The sequence below is a fragment of the Ilumatobacter sp. genome, from assembly GCF_965215205.1.
Lineage (GTDB): Bacteria > Actinomycetota > Acidimicrobiia > Acidimicrobiales > Ilumatobacteraceae > Ilumatobacter_A.
The window spans coordinates 3,213,525-3,229,144 of sequence record NZ_OZ244049.1 but is presented as its reverse complement, the minus strand read 5'-3'; the positions used below and the strand labels follow the sequence as shown (position 1 = coordinate 3,229,144).

The following is a 15,620-nucleotide window of genomic DNA, read 5'->3' as shown; positions in this document are numbered from 1 at the left end:
TCGGTGAGGTGTCGAGGCGGCGTCGGGCGGCTCGTCAGTAGACGCCGCACATCCCGTCGATCGAGATCTCCTCGACGAGCAGCTCGTCCTCGACGAGCTCGTCGGGCGCGGCGGTCCGCGCGGTCTCGGTGGAGGTGGCCCCGGTCGTCGTGTCGTCCATCGCCGTCACAGTACCTCGCGTCGCTCGGCACGTGCCAGGAGCGAGCCGATGCCGCGTCCGCCGATCCGCCGCGGGTCTACCATCCGGCGATGCGCGTCGCCGAGATTAGCCGGTTCCCCGTCAAGTCGATGGGCGGCGAGGTCGTCGAGTCGGCGCACGTCTCCGAGCTCGGGATCGACGGCGACCGGAGGTGGTCGGTCCACGACGTCGAGACCGGGACCACGCTGACCGCGCGCCGCACCCCCGAGCTGCTCTTCGCGTCGGCCCGCCTCGAGGGAGCCGACGTCGTCGTCGCGCTCCCCGACGGCACCGAGCTCGGCGCGGCCGACGACGCCGCGCTCTCGTCGTGGCTGGGGCGCGACGTCGAGCTGCGCTCGGCCGACGAGCACGCGATCGACGTGGGCGGTACCTACGAGGTCCCCCTCGACGCCGAGGCGGACGCCGACTGGGTGAGCTGGCAGGGCCCGGCGGGAGCGTTCCACGACTCGGGGCGGACCCGGGTGTCGCTGGTGTCGACCGACACGCTGGGTGGCTGGGACCGGCGTCGGTTCCGGAGCAACCTCGTCGTCGACGGGGGCGGCGAGGACGAGCTCGTCGGCCGGACGGTGTCGATCGGCGGGGTGCGCCTCGAGGTGACCGGGCCCGTCGCCCGCTGCGTGATGGTCGTGCGACCCCAACCCGGTCTCGGGCGCGAGCTCGCGGTGCTCCGTTCGATCAACGCCGAGCGCGCCGGGGAGCTCGCCGTCGGGTGCCTCGTCGCGAGGCCGGGTGAGATCTCGGTGGGCGACCTCGTCGAGGAGGACCCCGACGACGGGGACCGGGGCGACGGCGCGTGATCGACGTTCACGACGCCGGGACGATCGCCTCGTAGATCTCGGGTTCGTTGCCGCGCCACCGGCGCGCCGCGATCCGCGACGACACCCGCAGGATGACGACCCCGGCGACGAGCGTGACGATCGCGAGCAGCGAGACCAACGGCACCGAGCCCCGGTCGAGCGCCCACAGCAGCGCCAACCCGACGGGAAGGGTGGCCAGCGCGAGCACCACCATCACGACACCGAGGACGAGCGCCGACAGGATGCCGCTGCCCGAATCGCCCGACTCCAGCGGGTTGTCGGACTCGGGCACCGCCACCGGGACGAACGTGGACTGCATCATCGCCCCTCCCGCGCTCGCGAGCACGCCCCCGATGCCGACGAGGAGACCGGCGGGGAGGAAGCGCCAGTCTCCGGTGACGCCCGAGGCCACGAGCGCGCCGAGGATCGCCGTCGGCGACGCGACGACGATGATCGAGCGTGCCTTCGCGGCGATCATCGTCTCGGGTTCGATCCCGCACAGCAGCTCGGACGCGATCGCGGGACCGTCGGATCCGATGGAGTTGCCGGCCATGAACAGCACGGAGAGCTGGACGGCGACTCCGACGAGCACGGCGGGGGCGCCGTCCACGTCGATCGCGAGCGCGGGGACGAGGACGATCGCCATCCCGACCCCTCCGCCGATCAGCGTCTCGAGCGCCGAGCGCGGGTTGCGCAGCCGGGTGCGCACGCTGCGCCAGGCGATCGCTCCGACGACCCCGCGACCGCACGCCCACCGCGCCACCGCACCGAGCGGGCGTCGGCGAGACGAACGCCGCGGGGTCGCCCGTCCGCTCGGTGCGGACACCAGGAGGCGGCGCGTGGTGGCGGCGAACACGAGAGCGAGGACCGGGAGCCACGACGACCCGACGACGAGGTGTCCGAGCGAGGCGCCGACGGACGCGTCGGCGTCGGCCAGGGCTTGGCCGAGTTGGCCGGGAGGGGTGAACCGGGCCACGTCGGCCATCGCCCGGCGGCCGTCGTCGGCGCTGTCGACGAACGCCATCGGCGCGAACTGGAACATCCCGTAGAAGACGAGGCTCACCAGGGCGACGACGATCTGGCCGGCGCGGGGGTAGCGGTTGGTGAACAGGCCGAGCACGTTGCCCGTCGTGCGCGAGACCAGCAGCAGGGTGGCGAGCAGCGACACGGTGGCGAGCACGGCCGGCACGACGCTCGCCGGTGTCGAGATCGCGGCGACGAGCAGCCCGATCCCGACGAGGCCGGCTGCGAGCCCGGGAGGTCCGCTCGCGGTGGCGGTGAGCAGCCCGAGCGCGAGGTGCCGGTCGGAGAGCGGCTCGGCGGCCACCACCCGGGGGTCGACCGGTTGCGCGACGCCGGCGATCAGCCCGATCGCCACCACCGCGACGGTGGTGGCGAGCGGGGCGACGACGAGCATCGGTTCGGGATCGTCCGCCACGTGACCCGCCACGGCCACGGCGACCCCGGCGACGAGGCCGGCCACGAACGAGACCGCGGTGCCGAGCACGATGGTCACGGCCTGGGACCCGCCGCGACGCAGGGCGCCGCGCAGCAGCCGCCAGCGCAGCACGGCGAAGATCCTCACGACGTCGCGTCGGCGAGGGAGCCGGAGCGCCGCAGGGGGACGGCTCCGGGCAGCGACCGGCGCCAGCGGGACGCCGGTCACATCCAGTCCAACGCCGTCGGCTCGACGGTGGTCGCGCCGACGGCGGCGATGAACGCGTCCTCCAGCGATCGTCCGTCGCGCACCGCGTCGATCGTCCCCGACGACACGATCCGCCCGTCGCGGATCACCCCGACGTGGTCGCAGACCCGTTCCACGACGTCCATCACGTGGGTCGACAGGATCACCGTCCCCCCGCCGGCGCGGAAGCGATCGAGGATGGAGCGCATCGTGCGCGTCGAGACGGGATCGACGCCCTCGAACGGCTCGTCGAGCATGACCAGTCGCGGACGGTGCACGAGAGCGGCGACGAGCGCGGTCTTCTTGCGCATCCCGTGGCTGTACCCGGCGATCGGTCGGTCCGCGTCCCCGGCGATGTCGAGCGCGGTGAACATCTCCTCGGAGCGGGCGGCGACGACCTCGGGGTCGAGCCCGCGCACGGCGCCGATCGTGGTCACGAACTCCCGGGCGCTGAGGCGGTCGAACATCTGCAGCGGGTCGAGCATCGTCCCGAGCTGGCGGCGGACCCCGATGATGTCGCGGTCTGTCCGGATGCCGCACACCTCGACCGTCCCGCCGTCGGGGCGGGCGAGCCCGACCACGATGCGCATCGTCGTCGACTTCCCCGATCCGTTCGGACCGAGGAGCCCGTAGCACGCTCCCGGCGGGACGACGACCGAGAGGTGGTCGAGCGCGACGGTCGAGCCGAAGCTCTTGCACAGCCCGACGATGCGCAGCGGTGGGCGGACGCCGTCCGCGAGCGGCGGCGGGAGCGGCGCCGCCCGGTGGCCCCGCGAACCGTTCGGACCGGGCGTCGGCGGCGGCAGCTCCACCGCGCCAGTCTGCCCGCGGGCCGCACCCGGTGCTGCGCGCGCCGCGGGCGGGGCCGACCCCGATCGCCGTCCATCCTCGACGCGCCGCGCGCTCAGGCGGAGACCACGACGTGCTCCACGGCGAGGTCCGCCGTGACGTCCGCTCCGTCCGCGACGTCGGCCACGCCGGCGGAACGGACGACATCGGGGACGTGGGCTCGCAGGTCGAGCCCGGCGACCGCTCCGATCACGATCGTCGAGGGCGACTCGACGTCGAGCTCGCCGAGGTCGCCGAGCCGGCATCGGGCGACCCCGGCGACCCCGGTCGTCGCGCTGCGCGAGATCGCGACCGGGGTGTCGGCGTCGAGGCCGCCCGCCACGAGCTCGGCCGCGATCGCTGCGCGCCGCGCCACCCCCATCAGCACGACGATCGTGCCCCCGACGTGCGCGAGCGACCTCCAGTCGACGTCGGGTTCGCCGACGCGCCGGTGGCCGGTGACGACCGTGAACGAGGCCGAGACCCCCCGGTGGGTGACCGGCACCCCCGCGGCGGCGGGCGCGGCGACGGCCGAGGTGATCCCGGGCACCACCTCCACGTCGACACCGGCGTGCCGCAGGGCCAGGACCTCCTCCCCGCCACGGCCGAACACGAACGGGTCACCGCCCTTCAGGCGGACGACGCGCCGACCCTGGCGGCCGAGCTCGACCAGCAGGGCGGAGATGTTCTCCTGGGGAACCGGACGGCCGACGCGCTTGCCCACGTCGATGCGCTCCACGTGGTCGGGCACGAGGGCGAGGACCCCGTCGCCGACCAGCGCGTCGTGGACGACGACGTCGGCCTCGGCGAGGGCCCGGGCGGCCCGCAGGGTCAGCAGGTCGGGGTCGCCCGGGCCGGCTCCGACGAGGGTGACCGTCATCGCCCGCCCCCCTCGGCTCGGGCCGCCGCTCGTCGCGCTCGCCGCGACGTGTCCGGGGGGAGCAGGCCGTCCAGGGTGGCGGGATCCTGGCTCGCCGCCCAGTCGCCGAAGCTGATCGGCCGGTCGTCGCTCGTCACCCGGGCGAAGTGCTCGAGCAGCGGCCGCAGCAGCTCGGGGACGTCGTCGAGGTCGACGTCGGCGCGGACCCGGCGGGCGAGCCGGTCGCCGGCGGGCGATCCGCCGACGTACACGTCGTAGCCCCGCTTCGAACGACCGACGATCCCGAGCTCGGCGGCGTAGGGCCGGCTGCAGCCGTTCGGGCAGCCGGTCATGTTGAGCCGGATGGGCAGCCCCTCGTTGCCCGTGTCGGCGAGCACCTTCTCGATGCGCTCGACCACGTCGGGCAGGACCCGTTCGGCCTCGCCGAGCGCCTTCGAGCACGTCGGCAGCGCGACGCACGCGATCGCCAGGTTCCGGACCGGGCTGCGATCCGCGGCCAGCGCGACGCCGTTCGCCCGCAGCACGTTCTCCACGGCGGCGACCGATCGCGGATCCACCCCGAGCAGCAGGAGGTCCTGGCGTGGGGTGACCCGCAGCGCCGCGACCGTCCCGTCGGCGACCAGGCGGCCGAGCGCCCGCCGCAGGCCGCCCTCGACCCGACCCGACGGGACGGGCAGCCCGAGCGTCATCGAGCTCGTGCCGGGCGTCGGCGTCGAGCGACCCGACGGGTCCGACGACGCGGCGTCGCCGACGTGCTCGTGGCGGTGCGGGGTCGGCGCGACCTCGTGCCAGCCGTGGTGCGCCTCCACCTCCCACTCGGGCAGCCCGACGGGATCCGCGGGACGTCGCCCCGTGCGCTGCTCGATCTGGTCGCGCAGCCAGTCGACGCCCTTCGCCTCGAGCAGGTACTTCAGTCGGGCGCGCGAGCGGTCCTCGCGATCGCCGTGGTCGCGCTGGGTGGTGACGATCGCCTCCACGACGTCGCCGAGCTCGGACGGGGGGACCCACGCGATCGGCTGCGCCAGCAGGGGGTAGGTGTCGTCGGGTCGGTTGTGGCTCATCCCCATCCCGCCGCCGGCGAGGACCACGAAGCCGGTGAGCTCGCCGCTCGTGCCGTCGGTCAGGGTGGGGACGATCCCGACGTCGTTGGTGTAGACGTCGACGCAGTTGTCACCGGGCCAGGCGACGGCGATCTTGAACTTGCGCGGGAGGTAGGCGGCGCCGTACACGGGCTCGACGTCGTCGGTGGGGTCGAGGCCCGACCAGCGCTGCGAGGTCACCGCCGCCTCGCCGTCGACCCACAGCTCCCAGTAGCTCTCGGTCTGGGGGCGGAAGCGCGCGACCATCTCGGCGACGACCGGCTCGAGCACGGCGCGCCGCTCGGGGTGGGGGAGCGGGCAGGCCATGACGTTGCGCACGACGTCGCCGCACGCCCCGAGCGTCGTGAGCAGCGACGCGTTGATCCCGGCGACGAGGGGCCGGAGGTCCCCCTTGTGGACCATGTGGTACTGCACCCCCTGGCGCGACGTGAGCCGGAGCCGTCCGTCGGCGATGTTCGCGACGCGGTCCAGCGCGGACCACTGGTCGCCGTCGATCTCTCCGCCGGGGACCGAGGCGCGCACCATGCAGGAGTAGTCGAGCGGGAGCTTGCGCGCCGTGCGCGCGCGACGGACGTCGCGGTCGTCCTGCTGGTAGATGCCGTGGAACTTGAGCAGCGACTCGGACTCGTCGCCGAAGTCGTCGGTGCCGTCGACCAGCTCCTCACCGATCGTGCCGGCCAGGTAGCGGCTCTCGAGCTTGATGGTCTCAGCTGACATGCAGTCCACACTCCGTCTTGTCGGTGCCGGCCCAGCGGCCGGATCGGGGGTCGTCGCCGTCGGCGACGGGTCGTGAGCACGGCCAGCACCCGATCGAGAGGTAGCCGCGATCGGTGAGCGGGTGCTCGTCGAGGTCGTGGTCGCGGGCGTAGGCGGCGACGTCGTCATCGCTCCACGCGACCAGCGGGTTGATCTTGACCACGCCGCGCAGCAGGTCGTCGTGGACGATCGGGGTGCGTCGACGCGCCGGCGAGTCCTCGCGCCGCACGCCGGCGACCCACGCGCTCCGCCCGGCGAGGGCTCGCTCCAGCGGTTCGACCTTGCGCGCCCGGCAGCAGGCGTCGGTGTCGGTGCGCCACTCGTCGCCGTCGAGGTCGGGGTCGGGGCGGACGACGCGCAGGTTCAGGTCGAACCGTGCTCGCAGATCGTGAGCGAACCACTCGGTCTCGGCGAACAGGTAGCCGGTGTCGAGCAGGGTGATCTCGACGCCGGGCAGGGTGGTGGCGGCGAGGTGGACGAGGGTCGCGTCGCCGAAGCTCGCCGTCACGCAGATCCCGGAGCCCATGACGTCGTCGGCCCAGAGGAGCACGGCTCGGGCGTCCGCGATCGGGTCGTCGGTCTCGACCGGTCGGGGAGGGAGGGGTCGCAGCGGCGGGGTCGTCGGCATCACGGGCCACATTCAATCAAATCCCGACAAAAAGGGTCGGATTTGTCGGGATTTGTCTCCGACGATGCCGGAGTCGTGGCCGGAGGACGGCGGTTCGGGTGCCCTACCCTGGGTCGATGGATCCGACGGTGGGTGGCGACGACATCTCGGCGGCGAGGTTCTCGTACCCGATCTTCCTCGATCTCGATGACGTCGCGGTGCTCGTCGTCGGCGGAGGGCGCATCGGGGCGCGCAAGGCGGAGGGCCTCGTCGCCGCCGGGGCGCGGGTGCGCCTCGTGGCCACCGAGGTCTCCGATGCCGTGGACGTGCCGGCTCTGTGGCAGGTGCGCGAGAAGGCCTTCGACGGGGCCGACCTCGACGGCGTGCGCCTCGTGGTGACCGCGACGGGGGTCCACGACACCGACCAGGAGATCTCCTCGGCCGCCCGGGCGCGCGGCATCTGGACGAACGCCGCCGACCAACCCGTCGACTGCGAGTTCATCCTGCCGGCGATCGTGCGCGCCGGACGGGTGACGGGCGCGATCAGCACCGATGGCGCCAGCCCCGCGCTCGCGAAGTACCTGCGCGACCGCCTCGCCGAGATCGTCGACGATCGCGTCGCCGAGATCGCCGACGTGCTGGCGTCCGAGCGGGCCGCCGTGCGGTCCGCGGGCGGATCGACGGAGGACGTCGACTGGTCTCCACGGTTGCGCGAGCTGTTCGACGGGCCCGGTGAGGTGGGACCGGGGTAGCGCAGGCCTCGAACCGGCCGGCCGGACCGCTCGGCGTGGCGAGCTACCGCGCCCGCTCGAGGTCGTGGAGGGTCCCGGCTGCGGTCCGACCGTCGTGGGTGGTGGTGAGGATCTCGGCGGCGGTGTCGGTGACGAGGACGGTGTGCTCGAACTGGGCGCAGGGTCGGTCGTCGTCGGCGTGCTCCGTCCACCCGTCGCGCGCCCGGTGGAACCGGGCCCGCCCGGAGCACAGCATCGGTTCGACCGTGAAGGTCATGCCGGGCACGACGACGACGTCGTCGTGGCGGTCGACGTGGTGCGACACGTGCGGCGCGCCGTGGAAGGTCTCGCCGATGCCGTGCCCGCCGTACTCGCGCACGACGCGGTAGCCGCGCGACTCGGCGAAGGGTTCGATCGCCTCGGCGATGCGCTGGAGCGGTTCGAACGGACGGATCGCCGCGATGCCACGCAGGGTGGCCTCGCGGGTGGTGTCGACGAGGCCGGCCAGAGCGGTCACGGGGGTGCCGACGTGGAAGGTGGCGGAGGTGTCGCCGTGCATGCCGTCGACGAACGCGGTGACGTCGATGTTGACGATGTCGCCGTCCTCGAGGGGCCGGTCGTCGGGGATGCCGTGGCACACGACGCCGTTCACCGAGGTGCAGATCGACTTCGGGAACCCCCGGTAGCCCAGATCGCTCGGGTAGGCACCGAGCTCGACGTGGAGATCGTGCGCGACGCGGTCGAGCTCCTCGGTCGTCACGCCGACGTCGACCTGTCCGCCCGTGCGGAGCAGGATCTCGGCCGCCACGGCGCAGGCTCGGCGGAGCCGGATCAGCGACTCGGCGTCCTGGATCTGGGGGGTCGGCGGGGGGACGATCCCGGTCGTGACGTAGCTCGGTCTGGCGATCTCGTCGGGCACGGACCGTGGAGCCGACACGTTCCCGAGCGCGACGGCGGGTCGGGCGAGCGCCGACCGGTCGCCGTGGCATCGCTTGTGCTTGTCACGGCTCCCGCACCAGCACGGATCGTTCGCCTTGAGCTTCATCCGGCGCAGTCTACGGGCGTAGACGGCCGCCGTCTCCGGGCGGGGACGACCTCGGTACGCTGCGGTGGTGGCTCCCATGGTCAACACCGATGAGCTGATCGACTCGCGCGAGCTCGCCTCCCTGCTCGGGTTGGCGCACCCGAACAGCGTGAGCCTGTACCAGCGTCGCTACGCCGACATGCCCCGTCCGGTCGTCGATCTCGGGAGCGGACGACCGCGCCTGTGGCTGCGCCCCGCCGTGCTCGACTGGATCGAGAGCCGCTGAAGCCCGGCCCACCGCCTCGGCGGGCCGACCGGACCGAGCGCCGTCCGCGTCAGTGGCGGGCGCTGACGTCGCGGCGCGAGACCTCGACGAGCTCGCCGGCACGGATCTCGTAGCTCACCACGTTCTCCACCGCGTGCTGGCCGCTGCGGGCCTTGCCGGACACGACGTCGAGGCCGGTCCCGTCGACGACCGGGAGCAGCGCCACCGCCCGGAACCCGTCCTGCGAGCCCGGAGACGAGCGCTTGTCCTCGCGCAGCAGCAGCGACGACTCCCAGACCCACGTGTCGTCCACGCTGACGAACCGGCAGTTGTGGCTCGTGCGCGACTTCGAGACCATCCCGCCGGGGCACACGATCACGCTCCCCTCGATCCACGGGAGCACGCCGAGCCCGTCCCGGCCGAACCCCGTCTCGAAGGCGGCCGCGATGATCGCGTCCTCGTCGCCGGTGCCGATCGCACGCTCGATCTGGACCTGGCGGACGAGCTCGGCGACGTGGTGCAGCTCGTCGTCGCCCATGTCGCGGATCAGCGACGCGAGCGCATCGGTGAACAGTGCGTCGGACTCCATCTCGACAGTGTGCCACCGGGGTCTCGCGACGACGCGGCCACCGGCGGCGCCTCGCCGTGACCGCCCGCCGACGACCGAGATCGGGGCGCGCCCCGTCGGCGAGGCCGGGGCCGTCGAGAAGGCGCGTCCGCGTGGTGTGGCGCCCGGCACGTGGCGTACGGTGAGGCCCCATGCAGACCAAAGCCGCAATTCTCTGGGAGACGAACACGCCGTGGAGCGTCGAGGACATCGAGCTCGACGAGCCGAAGGCCGGGGAGGTCCAGGTCAAGCTGGCGGCGTCGGGGATGTGCCACTCCGACGAGCACCTGTACACCGGCGACCTCCCGTTCGAGCTGCCGATCATCGGCGGCCACGAGGGTGCCGGCGTCGTCACCAAGGTCGGCCCGGAGGTGAGCTGGCTCGAGGAGGGCGACCACGTGGTGTTCGGGTTCATCCCCGCCTGCGGTCGCTGCCCGAGCTGCTCGACCGGTCACCAGAACCTGTGCGACCTCGGCGCGCTGATGGGCGCGGGCAAGCAGATCACCGACGGCACCTCGCGCCACCACGCGCAGGGCAAGGACCTCTCGCTGATGTGCATCCTGGGCACCTTCGCCCACGACACCGTCGTGAACGAGGCGAGCTGCATCAAGGTCGACGAGGACGTCCCGCTCGAGCGGGCGTGCCTGCTGGGCTGCGGGGTCGTCACCGGGTGGGGCTCGTCGGTCTACGCGGCCGAGGTCAGCCCCGGTGACGTGGTCGCGGTCGTCGGCGTCGGGGGCATCGGCGCCAACGCGATCCAGGGGGCGAAGCTCGCCGGTGCGAAGCAGATCTGGGCGATCGACCCGGTCGAGTCCAAGCGCGAGAAGGCGATGGAGTTCGGTGCGACCCACACGGCGGCGTCGATGGCCGAGGCGATGGAGCCGCTCGGAGAGGCGTCGTGGGGCACGATGGCGAACAAGGTGATCATGACGATGGGCGTCGGATCGGGCGAGGTGATGATCGAGGCGCTCGCGCTCGCGGCGAAGCGGGGTCGCGTCGTGGTGACGAACATCCACCCGGCGGCGGAGATGTCGGCCAGCATGAGCCTGCTCGACCTCACGCTGATGGAGAAGCAGGTCGTGGGGTCGCTGTTCGGCTCGGGCAACCCTCGCGCCGACATCCCCAAGCTGATCAACCTCTACCGCGAGGGCCAGATCGACCTCGACGGGCTGGTGACCAAGGAGTACACGCTCGATCAGGTGAACGACGGCTACCAGGACATGCGCGACGGCAAGAACATCCGCGGGGTGATGGTCTACAGCTGACGATGCGCGGCGGGCGCCGAGGTCTCCTCTCCATCTCGCTGGCGTCGGCGCTGGCGGCCTGCGCGGCCGGATCCGACGACGACGCCGGCGGCGGCGCGCCCGCCTCCTCGTCCGATGCCGTCGACCGCTGCGTCGTGGTGCTCCACGGCAAGGGAGGCGACGGGGGCGAGACGACGACCGAGGGCGGTTCCGCGACGATCCGACCCACCGGGAACGCCGAGGGGTGGGGCGGGCGCCAGTGGCTCTACTTCCCCGAGGAGCGCTTCGCCGAGGCGACCGACGTCGTGTCCGGCGCTCTCGACGACGCGGGGTGCGACACCGCGATCGTCCACGGGTTCTCCAACGGGGCGTCGTTCGCGGCGAAGCTCGCCTGCTCGGGCGACGACCTCGGCGGTCGCGTCGTCGGGTGGGTCGTCGACGACCCCGTCGTCGACGCGTCGTCGTCGGACTGCGCGGTCGCCGACGGCACGGTCGTGCTGTACTGGACGGGGGCGCTCGACGCCGAGAGCGCCGCGGGCACCGCGTGCGCCGACCGGGACTGGACCTGCGAGGGGGGCGAGACGATCGGGCTCGGCCCGTACGCCGACGCGCTGGGGGTGCCCCCGTCGCCGAGCGAGCGCGACCAGCACGCGCCCTTCGACGACGCGCCGCCGATCGTCGGCTTCGAGCGGACCGGGACCTTCGAGGCGTGACCGCACCGGCGACGGCGGGCGCGACCGCGGGCGCGACCGCGCGTCCGAGTCGGGCGACCGGCCGGGGTGTCCCTACGGTGGTCGCGTGAGCACCGACACCTCCTCGTCCCGACCGAGCGACCCGCGCATCGAACCGGTGACCGAGGTCGGCGAGGAGCTCGCCGAGGTCCTGGCCGGCGCGCTGACGATCGACGGCCGCCCGCTGAACATCTTCGGCGTCCTCGGCCACCACCCCAAGCTGCTCAAGCGGTTCAACCTGCTGGGCGGGTTCCTGCTCAACAAGGGCCTGATCCCCGAGCGCGAGCGCGAGATCGTCATCTTGCGCATCGGGTGGAACGCGCGCGCCGAGTACGAGTTCGGCCAGCACACCGTGATCGGTCGCCGGTGCGGTCTCGACGATGCCGAGATCGACGCGCTGACGCGTCCCGTCGGGGACCACGAGTGGTCCGACGACGACGCTGCGCTGATCGCGATGGCCGACGACCTCGCCGCCGACGACTGCGTCACCGACGCCACGTGGAGCGCCCTGAGCGTCAGGTGGTCCGAGGCGGAGCTGGTCGAGCTGCTCGTGGTCGCCGGCTTCTACCGGTTGGTGTCGGGCTTCCTCAACAGCACGGGGGTCCAGCTCGACGAAGGCGTCCCCGGGTTCCCCGCCCGATGACCGCACCCGCCTCGGCTGCGTCCGAGCTCCCCGACGACATCTCCGAGGCGGAGGTGGACGCGGCCGACGATCCCGCCGCGCTGGTGCGTCGGCTCGCCTCCGACGTCGTCGGGCGCGTGCGCGAGATCGAGCTCGCGGTCGCCGCGATCTCGTCCGACCGCCACATCGTGATCGAGGGGCCGCCCGGCACGGGCAAGTCGACCCTGCTGCGCGCGATCGCGCGCGAGCTCGGCATCGGCTTCGAGTTCGTCGAGGGCAACGCCGAGCTGACGCCCGCGCGCGTCGTGGGCCACTTCGACCCGGCGCGGGTGCTCTCGGAGGGCTACGACCCCGAGGTGTTCGTCCCCGGTCCCCTCGCCGCCGCCCTGCGCGACGGGTCGCTGCTGTACATCGAGGAGCTGAACCGGGTCCCCGAGGAGACGCTCAACGTGCTGATCACCGTGATGAGCGAACGTGAGATCACCGTCCCGCGCCTCGGTCGGCTCGTCGCCGCCCCCGGGTTCCGGATGGTCGCGGCGATGAACCCGTTCGACGCGGTCGGGACCGCCCGGATCTCCGGCGCCGTGTCGGATCGGATGTGCCGGATCGCCGTCGGCTACCAGTCGAGCGACGACGAGACGTCGATCGTCCAGCGCGCTCTCGCCACCCACGACGACGGGCTGGTCGAGACCCTCGACCCCGACACCGGCGTCGACTGGTGCGATCCCGTCGTCGAGCTCGTGCGGGCGACGCGCTCGCACCCCGACCTGCGCGTCGGGTCGTCGGTGCGGGGGGCGATCGACATGGTGTTCGTCGCCCACTCGCTCGGTCGGCTGCGCGGCGCGCCGCCGACGTCGCCGAGCGTGTCGCTCGACGCCGCTCTCGTCGCGCTGTCGGGCCGGGTCCGGGTGCGCGAGGGGTCGTCGCGCACGGCCGAGGACGTGATCACCGAGCTGTGGGAGTCGATCTTCCACCGGGTGACCGGCGACGGCGGCGGCGGGTCCGAGGGAAAAGCGAGCGCCCCGAACGGGGCCACGAGATCCCCCTGAACACCCCTCCGACGACGGAGGGGGACGCGGCCGACGACGAGGTCGCCTCCGCACGGCGTCGCACGACGTCACGGCGCGAGCTCGCCCGGCACCCCGACTTCGAGGAGGTGTCGCCCGAGGTCGGCGAGATCGACGAGTCCGCCGTCGAGCGGGCGATGGAGGACGACCCCGACGAGATGCTCGCGATGCTCGCCGACCTGACCGGCGCCACCGACGTGGGACTGCGTGAGCTGGCGCGGCGACTCGCCGGTCGGCTGTTCCTCGACGTCGCTCGCCGGGGCCCGTCGCGCCCGCGCGGGGTCGGGCGCCTCACGACCGAGCGCTACCGGCCCGACGTCGGCGACATCGACCTCGACGCGAGCCTCGACGCGATCGTCACGGCGCGCTCGACCGGCTCGGCGGTCGATCCCGACGACCTGCGGGTCCGCACCTGGTCGACACCGGCGACGGCGATCTGCCTGCTCGTCGACCGCAGCGGCTCGATGGGCGGTCGACCCCTGGCCACGAACGCGGTCGCGGCCGCCGCCGTCGCGTGGCGCGCACCGGACGACTACTCGGTGCTCAGCTTCGGGCGCGACGTCGTCGCGGTGAAGTCGCAGGAACGCACGAGGACGGCCGAGGAGGTCGTCGACGCGGTCCTCGCGCTGCGCGGCTTCGGCACGACGGACGTGTCCGGGGCGCTCGTCGCGGCAGGCGACCAGCTCACCAGATCGGGGGCCCGACGCAAGATCGCGATCCTGCTGTCCGACTGCCGTGCGACCGTCGACGGCGACGTGGGCGCCGCGGCGGCGGGCCTCGACGAGCTGGTGATCGTCGCGCCGGAGCACGACAGCGACGAGGCCGAGTCGCTCGCCCGGGCGACCGGCGCTCGCATCACCACCGTCGCCGGTCCCTCCGACGCGGCGGCCGCCCTCACCCGCGTCCTCGACGACTGACTCCGCAGCGGGCGCGCACGTCGCAGCCGGGCTCCGGCCCCACCTGCGGTGTCGCCCGTACGCGGCGTCGTGCGCGGGTCAGGTGCAGGAGACGTCGCCGTCGGGGACGACGCCGTAGGTGATGTCCTCCACCTCGACGGTCGGGATCGTGGTGGTCGACTCGTCGGGTGCGGAGCCGTCGGCGGAGTCCGTCGTCGAGGTCCCGTCGGCGACGCTGGTCGTCGTCGCGTCGGGGTCGACGATCGGCACCGTCGTCGGCGGCGCCGTCGTCTCCGAGCCCCGTCCCGTCACGTCGTCGAGGCTCTGCTCGGGCCGCTCGGCGAGCGAGATCTCGCCGCGGAACAGGTCGAACACCGCCTCCATGTTCTCGCTCGGCCGATCCGGCATCACGAGCACCGAGTTGCCCTGGATCATCGCGTTGCGGGCCTCGATCTGGTACGTCGTGATGTCGGCGGGATCGGTCCGCTGGAGGATCCCGGCGAGGGAGAGGATCCGATCGATCGTCAGGTCCTGGTCGGTGACGACGTAGTCGCGGCTCACGTCGAACAACGTCCGCACGACCTCGGGGGAGAACGCGTTGGCGAGCAGCTCGTCGCCGACGCGGCGGACGAAGTCCTGCTGGCGTGAGATGCGGCCGAGGTCCGAGCTGACGTCACCGACCCACTCGCCGCCCTCGGTCTGGTACTGGAGCTTGCGCGAGCGGACGTAGGCCAGGGCGTGCTCACCGGTGAAGGTGAAGCACCCGGCCTGGGGCACGGCGAGGCCGGTCGCGCCGTCGCGCACCGGACGCTCGAACGGCACCGCCACCCCGCCCACGGAATCGACGAGCTCCTTGAACGCGCAGAAGTCGACCTGGACGAAGTGATCGGTCGTGATCCCGAAGTTCTCCTGGATCGTGTCGATCAGGCGCTGCGGATCGCCCTCGGTGTACGCCCCGTTGATGCGACCCTTGCTCGACCGGCCGGCGATCCTGATCCACAGGTCGCGCGGGAACGACAGGATCGCGACCCGTGCCGTGTCGGGGTTGACCCGCCACAGCATGATCGTGTCGCTGCGCTCGCCCATCCCGGCGCGGTCGCCGAACGCGTCGGCGAAGCGCGAGGTCGGATCGAGGCAGGCGTTGTTGTCCGCCCCGGTGATCAAGATGTTGCGCGCCCCGGTCCCGGCCGAGGGGAAGGTCTCGACCGGCTCGTTCGGGTTGGAGGTGAGCGGACCGCCGGAGAAGTCGGGCGACGGCTCGACGGCCTCGGCGACGGGTTCCTCGGCCTCGCCGGGGCGGAGCGGGTCGAGGCCGACCGGGTCGATCTCGATGATCTGGCGCTCCTCGAGCCGCTGCTGGGCGAACCAGACGAGGCCCGCTCCGAGGAAGCTCGCCACCGCGAGGATCGAGGCGACGGAGACGAGCAGGCGCTGGGGCCACGTGCGGCGCAGCGTGCTCGCCGACGGCGCCAAGCCGGCTCGGGGGTCGTCGCTCATCGTGGATCGCGACCATAGCGATCCCGGGCACCGCCTCGGGTGCGCCGGGGGAGGTGGGACCGGTGGCCTCGGTCACCGGCGTCGT

17 protein-coding genes are annotated in these 15,620 nt (G+C 73.0%); 8 read left to right on the top strand and 9 right to left on the bottom strand.

The annotated features are described in order from the left end of the window. Positions 1-34: 34 nt before the first annotated feature. A complete protein-coding gene (gene mftA, locus ACOOHC_RS14995; RefSeq protein ID WP_420451210.1) occupies positions 35-160 on the bottom strand; it encodes a mycofactocin precursor MftA in 126 nt (41 codons plus the stop codon). Positions 161-249: 89 nt separating this feature from the next. Here mftA and ACOOHC_RS14990 point away from each other — a divergent pair, with 89 nt between their 5' ends. Continuing rightward, entirely contained in the window at positions 250-996 is a 747-nt protein-coding gene (locus ACOOHC_RS14990) for an MOSC domain-containing protein (protein WP_420451209.1), read from the top strand. Positions 997-1,003: 7 nt separating this feature from the next. On the opposite strand, the gene ACOOHC_RS14985 is transcribed toward ACOOHC_RS14990, so the two are convergent. The 5 genes from ACOOHC_RS14985 to ACOOHC_RS14965 all read right to left on the bottom strand — a co-directional run bounded on the left by ACOOHC_RS14985 (position 1,004) and on the right by ACOOHC_RS14965 (position 6,872). Next, positions 1,004-2,581, bottom strand: a complete 1,578-nt coding sequence (locus ACOOHC_RS14985; protein ID WP_420451208.1) for a hypothetical protein — start codon at positions 2,579-2,581, stop codon at positions 1,004-1,006. 77 nt (positions 2,582-2,658) lie between these two features. Further along, entirely contained in the window at positions 2,659-3,492 is an 834-nt protein-coding gene (locus tag ACOOHC_RS14980) for an ABC transporter ATP-binding protein (protein WP_420451207.1), read from the bottom strand. A gap of 92 nt (positions 3,493-3,584) precedes the next feature. Further along, positions 3,585-4,388 carry a uroporphyrinogen-III C-methyltransferase gene (gene cobA / locus ACOOHC_RS14975; RefSeq protein ID WP_420451206.1) on the bottom strand — a complete coding sequence of 268 codons (804 nt, stop codon included), beginning with the start codon at positions 4,386-4,388 and terminating at the stop codon, positions 3,585-3,587. Next, positions 4,385-6,205 (bottom strand): sulfite reductase, encoded by a 1,821-nt coding sequence (locus tag ACOOHC_RS14970; protein ID WP_420451205.1) that lies wholly within the window; start codon positions 6,203-6,205, stop codon positions 4,385-4,387. Before ACOOHC_RS14970 ends, cobA begins: the two co-directional genes overlap by 4 nt. Next, positions 6,195-6,872 (bottom strand): phosphoadenylyl-sulfate reductase, encoded by a 678-nt coding sequence (locus tag ACOOHC_RS14965; protein ID WP_420451204.1) that lies wholly within the window; start codon positions 6,870-6,872, stop codon positions 6,195-6,197. Before ACOOHC_RS14965 ends, ACOOHC_RS14970 begins: the two co-directional genes overlap by 11 nt. A 116-nt stretch (positions 6,873-6,988) precedes the next feature. Here ACOOHC_RS14965 and ACOOHC_RS14960 point away from each other — a divergent pair, with 116 nt between their 5' ends. Continuing rightward, positions 6,989-7,603 carry a precorrin-2 dehydrogenase/sirohydrochlorin ferrochelatase family protein gene (locus tag ACOOHC_RS14960; protein ID WP_420451203.1) on the top strand — a complete coding sequence of 205 codons (615 nt, stop codon included), beginning with the start codon at positions 6,989-6,991 and terminating at the stop codon, positions 7,601-7,603. A gap of 43 nt (positions 7,604-7,646) precedes the next feature. Here the strand turns inward: ACOOHC_RS14960 and map are convergent, their stop codons facing one another. Continuing rightward, the gene (gene map, locus ACOOHC_RS14955; protein ID WP_420451202.1) at positions 7,647-8,627 is read right to left on the bottom strand and encodes a type I methionyl aminopeptidase; all 981 of its coding nucleotides are present in this window, start codon (positions 8,625-8,627) and stop codon (positions 7,647-7,649) included. A gap of 76 nt (positions 8,628-8,703) precedes the next feature. Between map and ACOOHC_RS14950 the strand changes: the two genes are divergently transcribed. After that, a complete protein-coding gene (locus ACOOHC_RS14950; protein ID WP_420453811.1) occupies positions 8,704-8,892 on the top strand; it encodes a hypothetical protein in 189 nt (62 codons plus the stop codon). Between the two features lie 49 nt (positions 8,893-8,941). Here ACOOHC_RS14950 and ACOOHC_RS14945 read toward each other — a convergent pair whose 3' ends face one another. Then, positions 8,942-9,460: a hypothetical protein gene (locus tag ACOOHC_RS14945; RefSeq protein WP_420451201.1), complete on the bottom strand. Its 519-nt coding sequence runs from the start codon at positions 9,458-9,460 to the stop codon at positions 8,942-8,944. A 170-nt stretch (positions 9,461-9,630) separates the two neighbouring features. Here ACOOHC_RS14945 and ACOOHC_RS14940 point away from each other — a divergent pair, with 170 nt between their 5' ends. From ACOOHC_RS14940 to ACOOHC_RS14920, 5 genes are all read left to right on the top strand, one after another. Next, the gene (locus tag ACOOHC_RS14940) at positions 9,631-10,743 is read left to right on the top strand and encodes an NDMA-dependent alcohol dehydrogenase (protein ID WP_420451200.1); all 1,113 of its coding nucleotides are present in this window, start codon (positions 9,631-9,633) and stop codon (positions 10,741-10,743) included. Between the two features lie 2 nt (positions 10,744-10,745). After that, a complete protein-coding gene (locus tag ACOOHC_RS14935) occupies positions 10,746-11,435 on the top strand; it encodes a hypothetical protein (protein WP_420451199.1) in 690 nt (229 codons plus the stop codon). Between the two features lie 85 nt (positions 11,436-11,520). After that, entirely contained in the window at positions 11,521-12,096 is a 576-nt protein-coding gene (locus ACOOHC_RS14930; RefSeq protein ID WP_420451198.1) for a carboxymuconolactone decarboxylase family protein, read from the top strand. Continuing rightward, positions 12,093-13,124, top strand: coding sequence for an AAA family ATPase (locus tag ACOOHC_RS14925; RefSeq protein ID WP_420451197.1), 1,032 nt, complete (start codon positions 12,093-12,095; stop codon positions 13,122-13,124). Before ACOOHC_RS14930 ends, ACOOHC_RS14925 begins: the two co-directional genes overlap by 4 nt. Next, a complete protein-coding gene (locus ACOOHC_RS14920; protein WP_420453869.1) occupies positions 13,031-14,059 on the top strand; it encodes a vWA domain-containing protein in 1,029 nt (342 codons plus the stop codon). Before ACOOHC_RS14925 ends, ACOOHC_RS14920 begins: the two co-directional genes overlap by 94 nt. 78 nt (positions 14,060-14,137) lie before the next feature. Here the strand turns inward: ACOOHC_RS14920 and ACOOHC_RS14915 are convergent, their stop codons facing one another. Beyond that, on the bottom strand, positions 14,138-15,535 hold the full coding sequence (locus ACOOHC_RS14915) for an LCP family protein (RefSeq protein WP_420451196.1): 1,398 nt from the start codon (positions 15,533-15,535) through the stop codon (positions 14,138-14,140). Positions 15,536-15,620: the final 85 nt, after the last annotated feature.

Coding starts and splice junctions, on each gene's coding strand:
- map (WP_420451202.1), bottom strand. CDS start 8,627: ATGAAGCTCAAGGCGAACGATCCGTGCTGGTGCGGGAGCCGTGACAAG.
- mftA (WP_420451210.1), bottom strand. CDS start 160: ATGGACGACACGACGACCGGGGCCACCTCCACCGAGACCGCGCGGACC.
- ACOOHC_RS14960 (WP_420451203.1), top strand. CDS start 6,989: ATGGATCCGACGGTGGGTGGCGACGACATCTCGGCGGCGAGGTTCTCG.
- ACOOHC_RS14935 (WP_420451199.1), top strand. CDS start 10,746: ATGCGCGGCGGGCGCCGAGGTCTCCTCTCCATCTCGCTGGCGTCGGCG.
- ACOOHC_RS14945 (WP_420451201.1), bottom strand. CDS start 9,460: ATGGAGTCCGACGCACTGTTCACCGATGCGCTCGCGTCGCTGATCCGC.
- ACOOHC_RS14970 (WP_420451205.1), bottom strand. CDS start 6,205: ATGTCAGCTGAGACCATCAAGCTCGAGAGCCGCTACCTGGCCGGCACG.
- ACOOHC_RS14940 (WP_420451200.1), top strand. CDS start 9,631: ATGCAGACCAAAGCCGCAATTCTCTGGGAGACGAACACGCCGTGGAGC.
- ACOOHC_RS14950 (WP_420453811.1), top strand. CDS start 8,704: ATGGTCAACACCGATGAGCTGATCGACTCGCGCGAGCTCGCCTCCCTG.
- cobA (WP_420451206.1), bottom strand. CDS start 4,388: ATGACGGTCACCCTCGTCGGAGCCGGCCCGGGCGACCCCGACCTGCTG.
- ACOOHC_RS14915 (WP_420451196.1), bottom strand. CDS start 15,535: ATGAGCGACGACCCCCGAGCCGGCTTGGCGCCGTCGGCGAGCACGCTG.
- ACOOHC_RS14925 (WP_420451197.1), top strand. CDS start 12,093: ATGACCGCACCCGCCTCGGCTGCGTCCGAGCTCCCCGACGACATCTCC.
- ACOOHC_RS14965 (WP_420451204.1), bottom strand. CDS start 6,872: ATGCCGACGACCCCGCCGCTGCGACCCCTCCCTCCCCGACCGGTCGAG.
- ACOOHC_RS14990 (WP_420451209.1), top strand. CDS start 250: ATGCGCGTCGCCGAGATTAGCCGGTTCCCCGTCAAGTCGATGGGCGGC.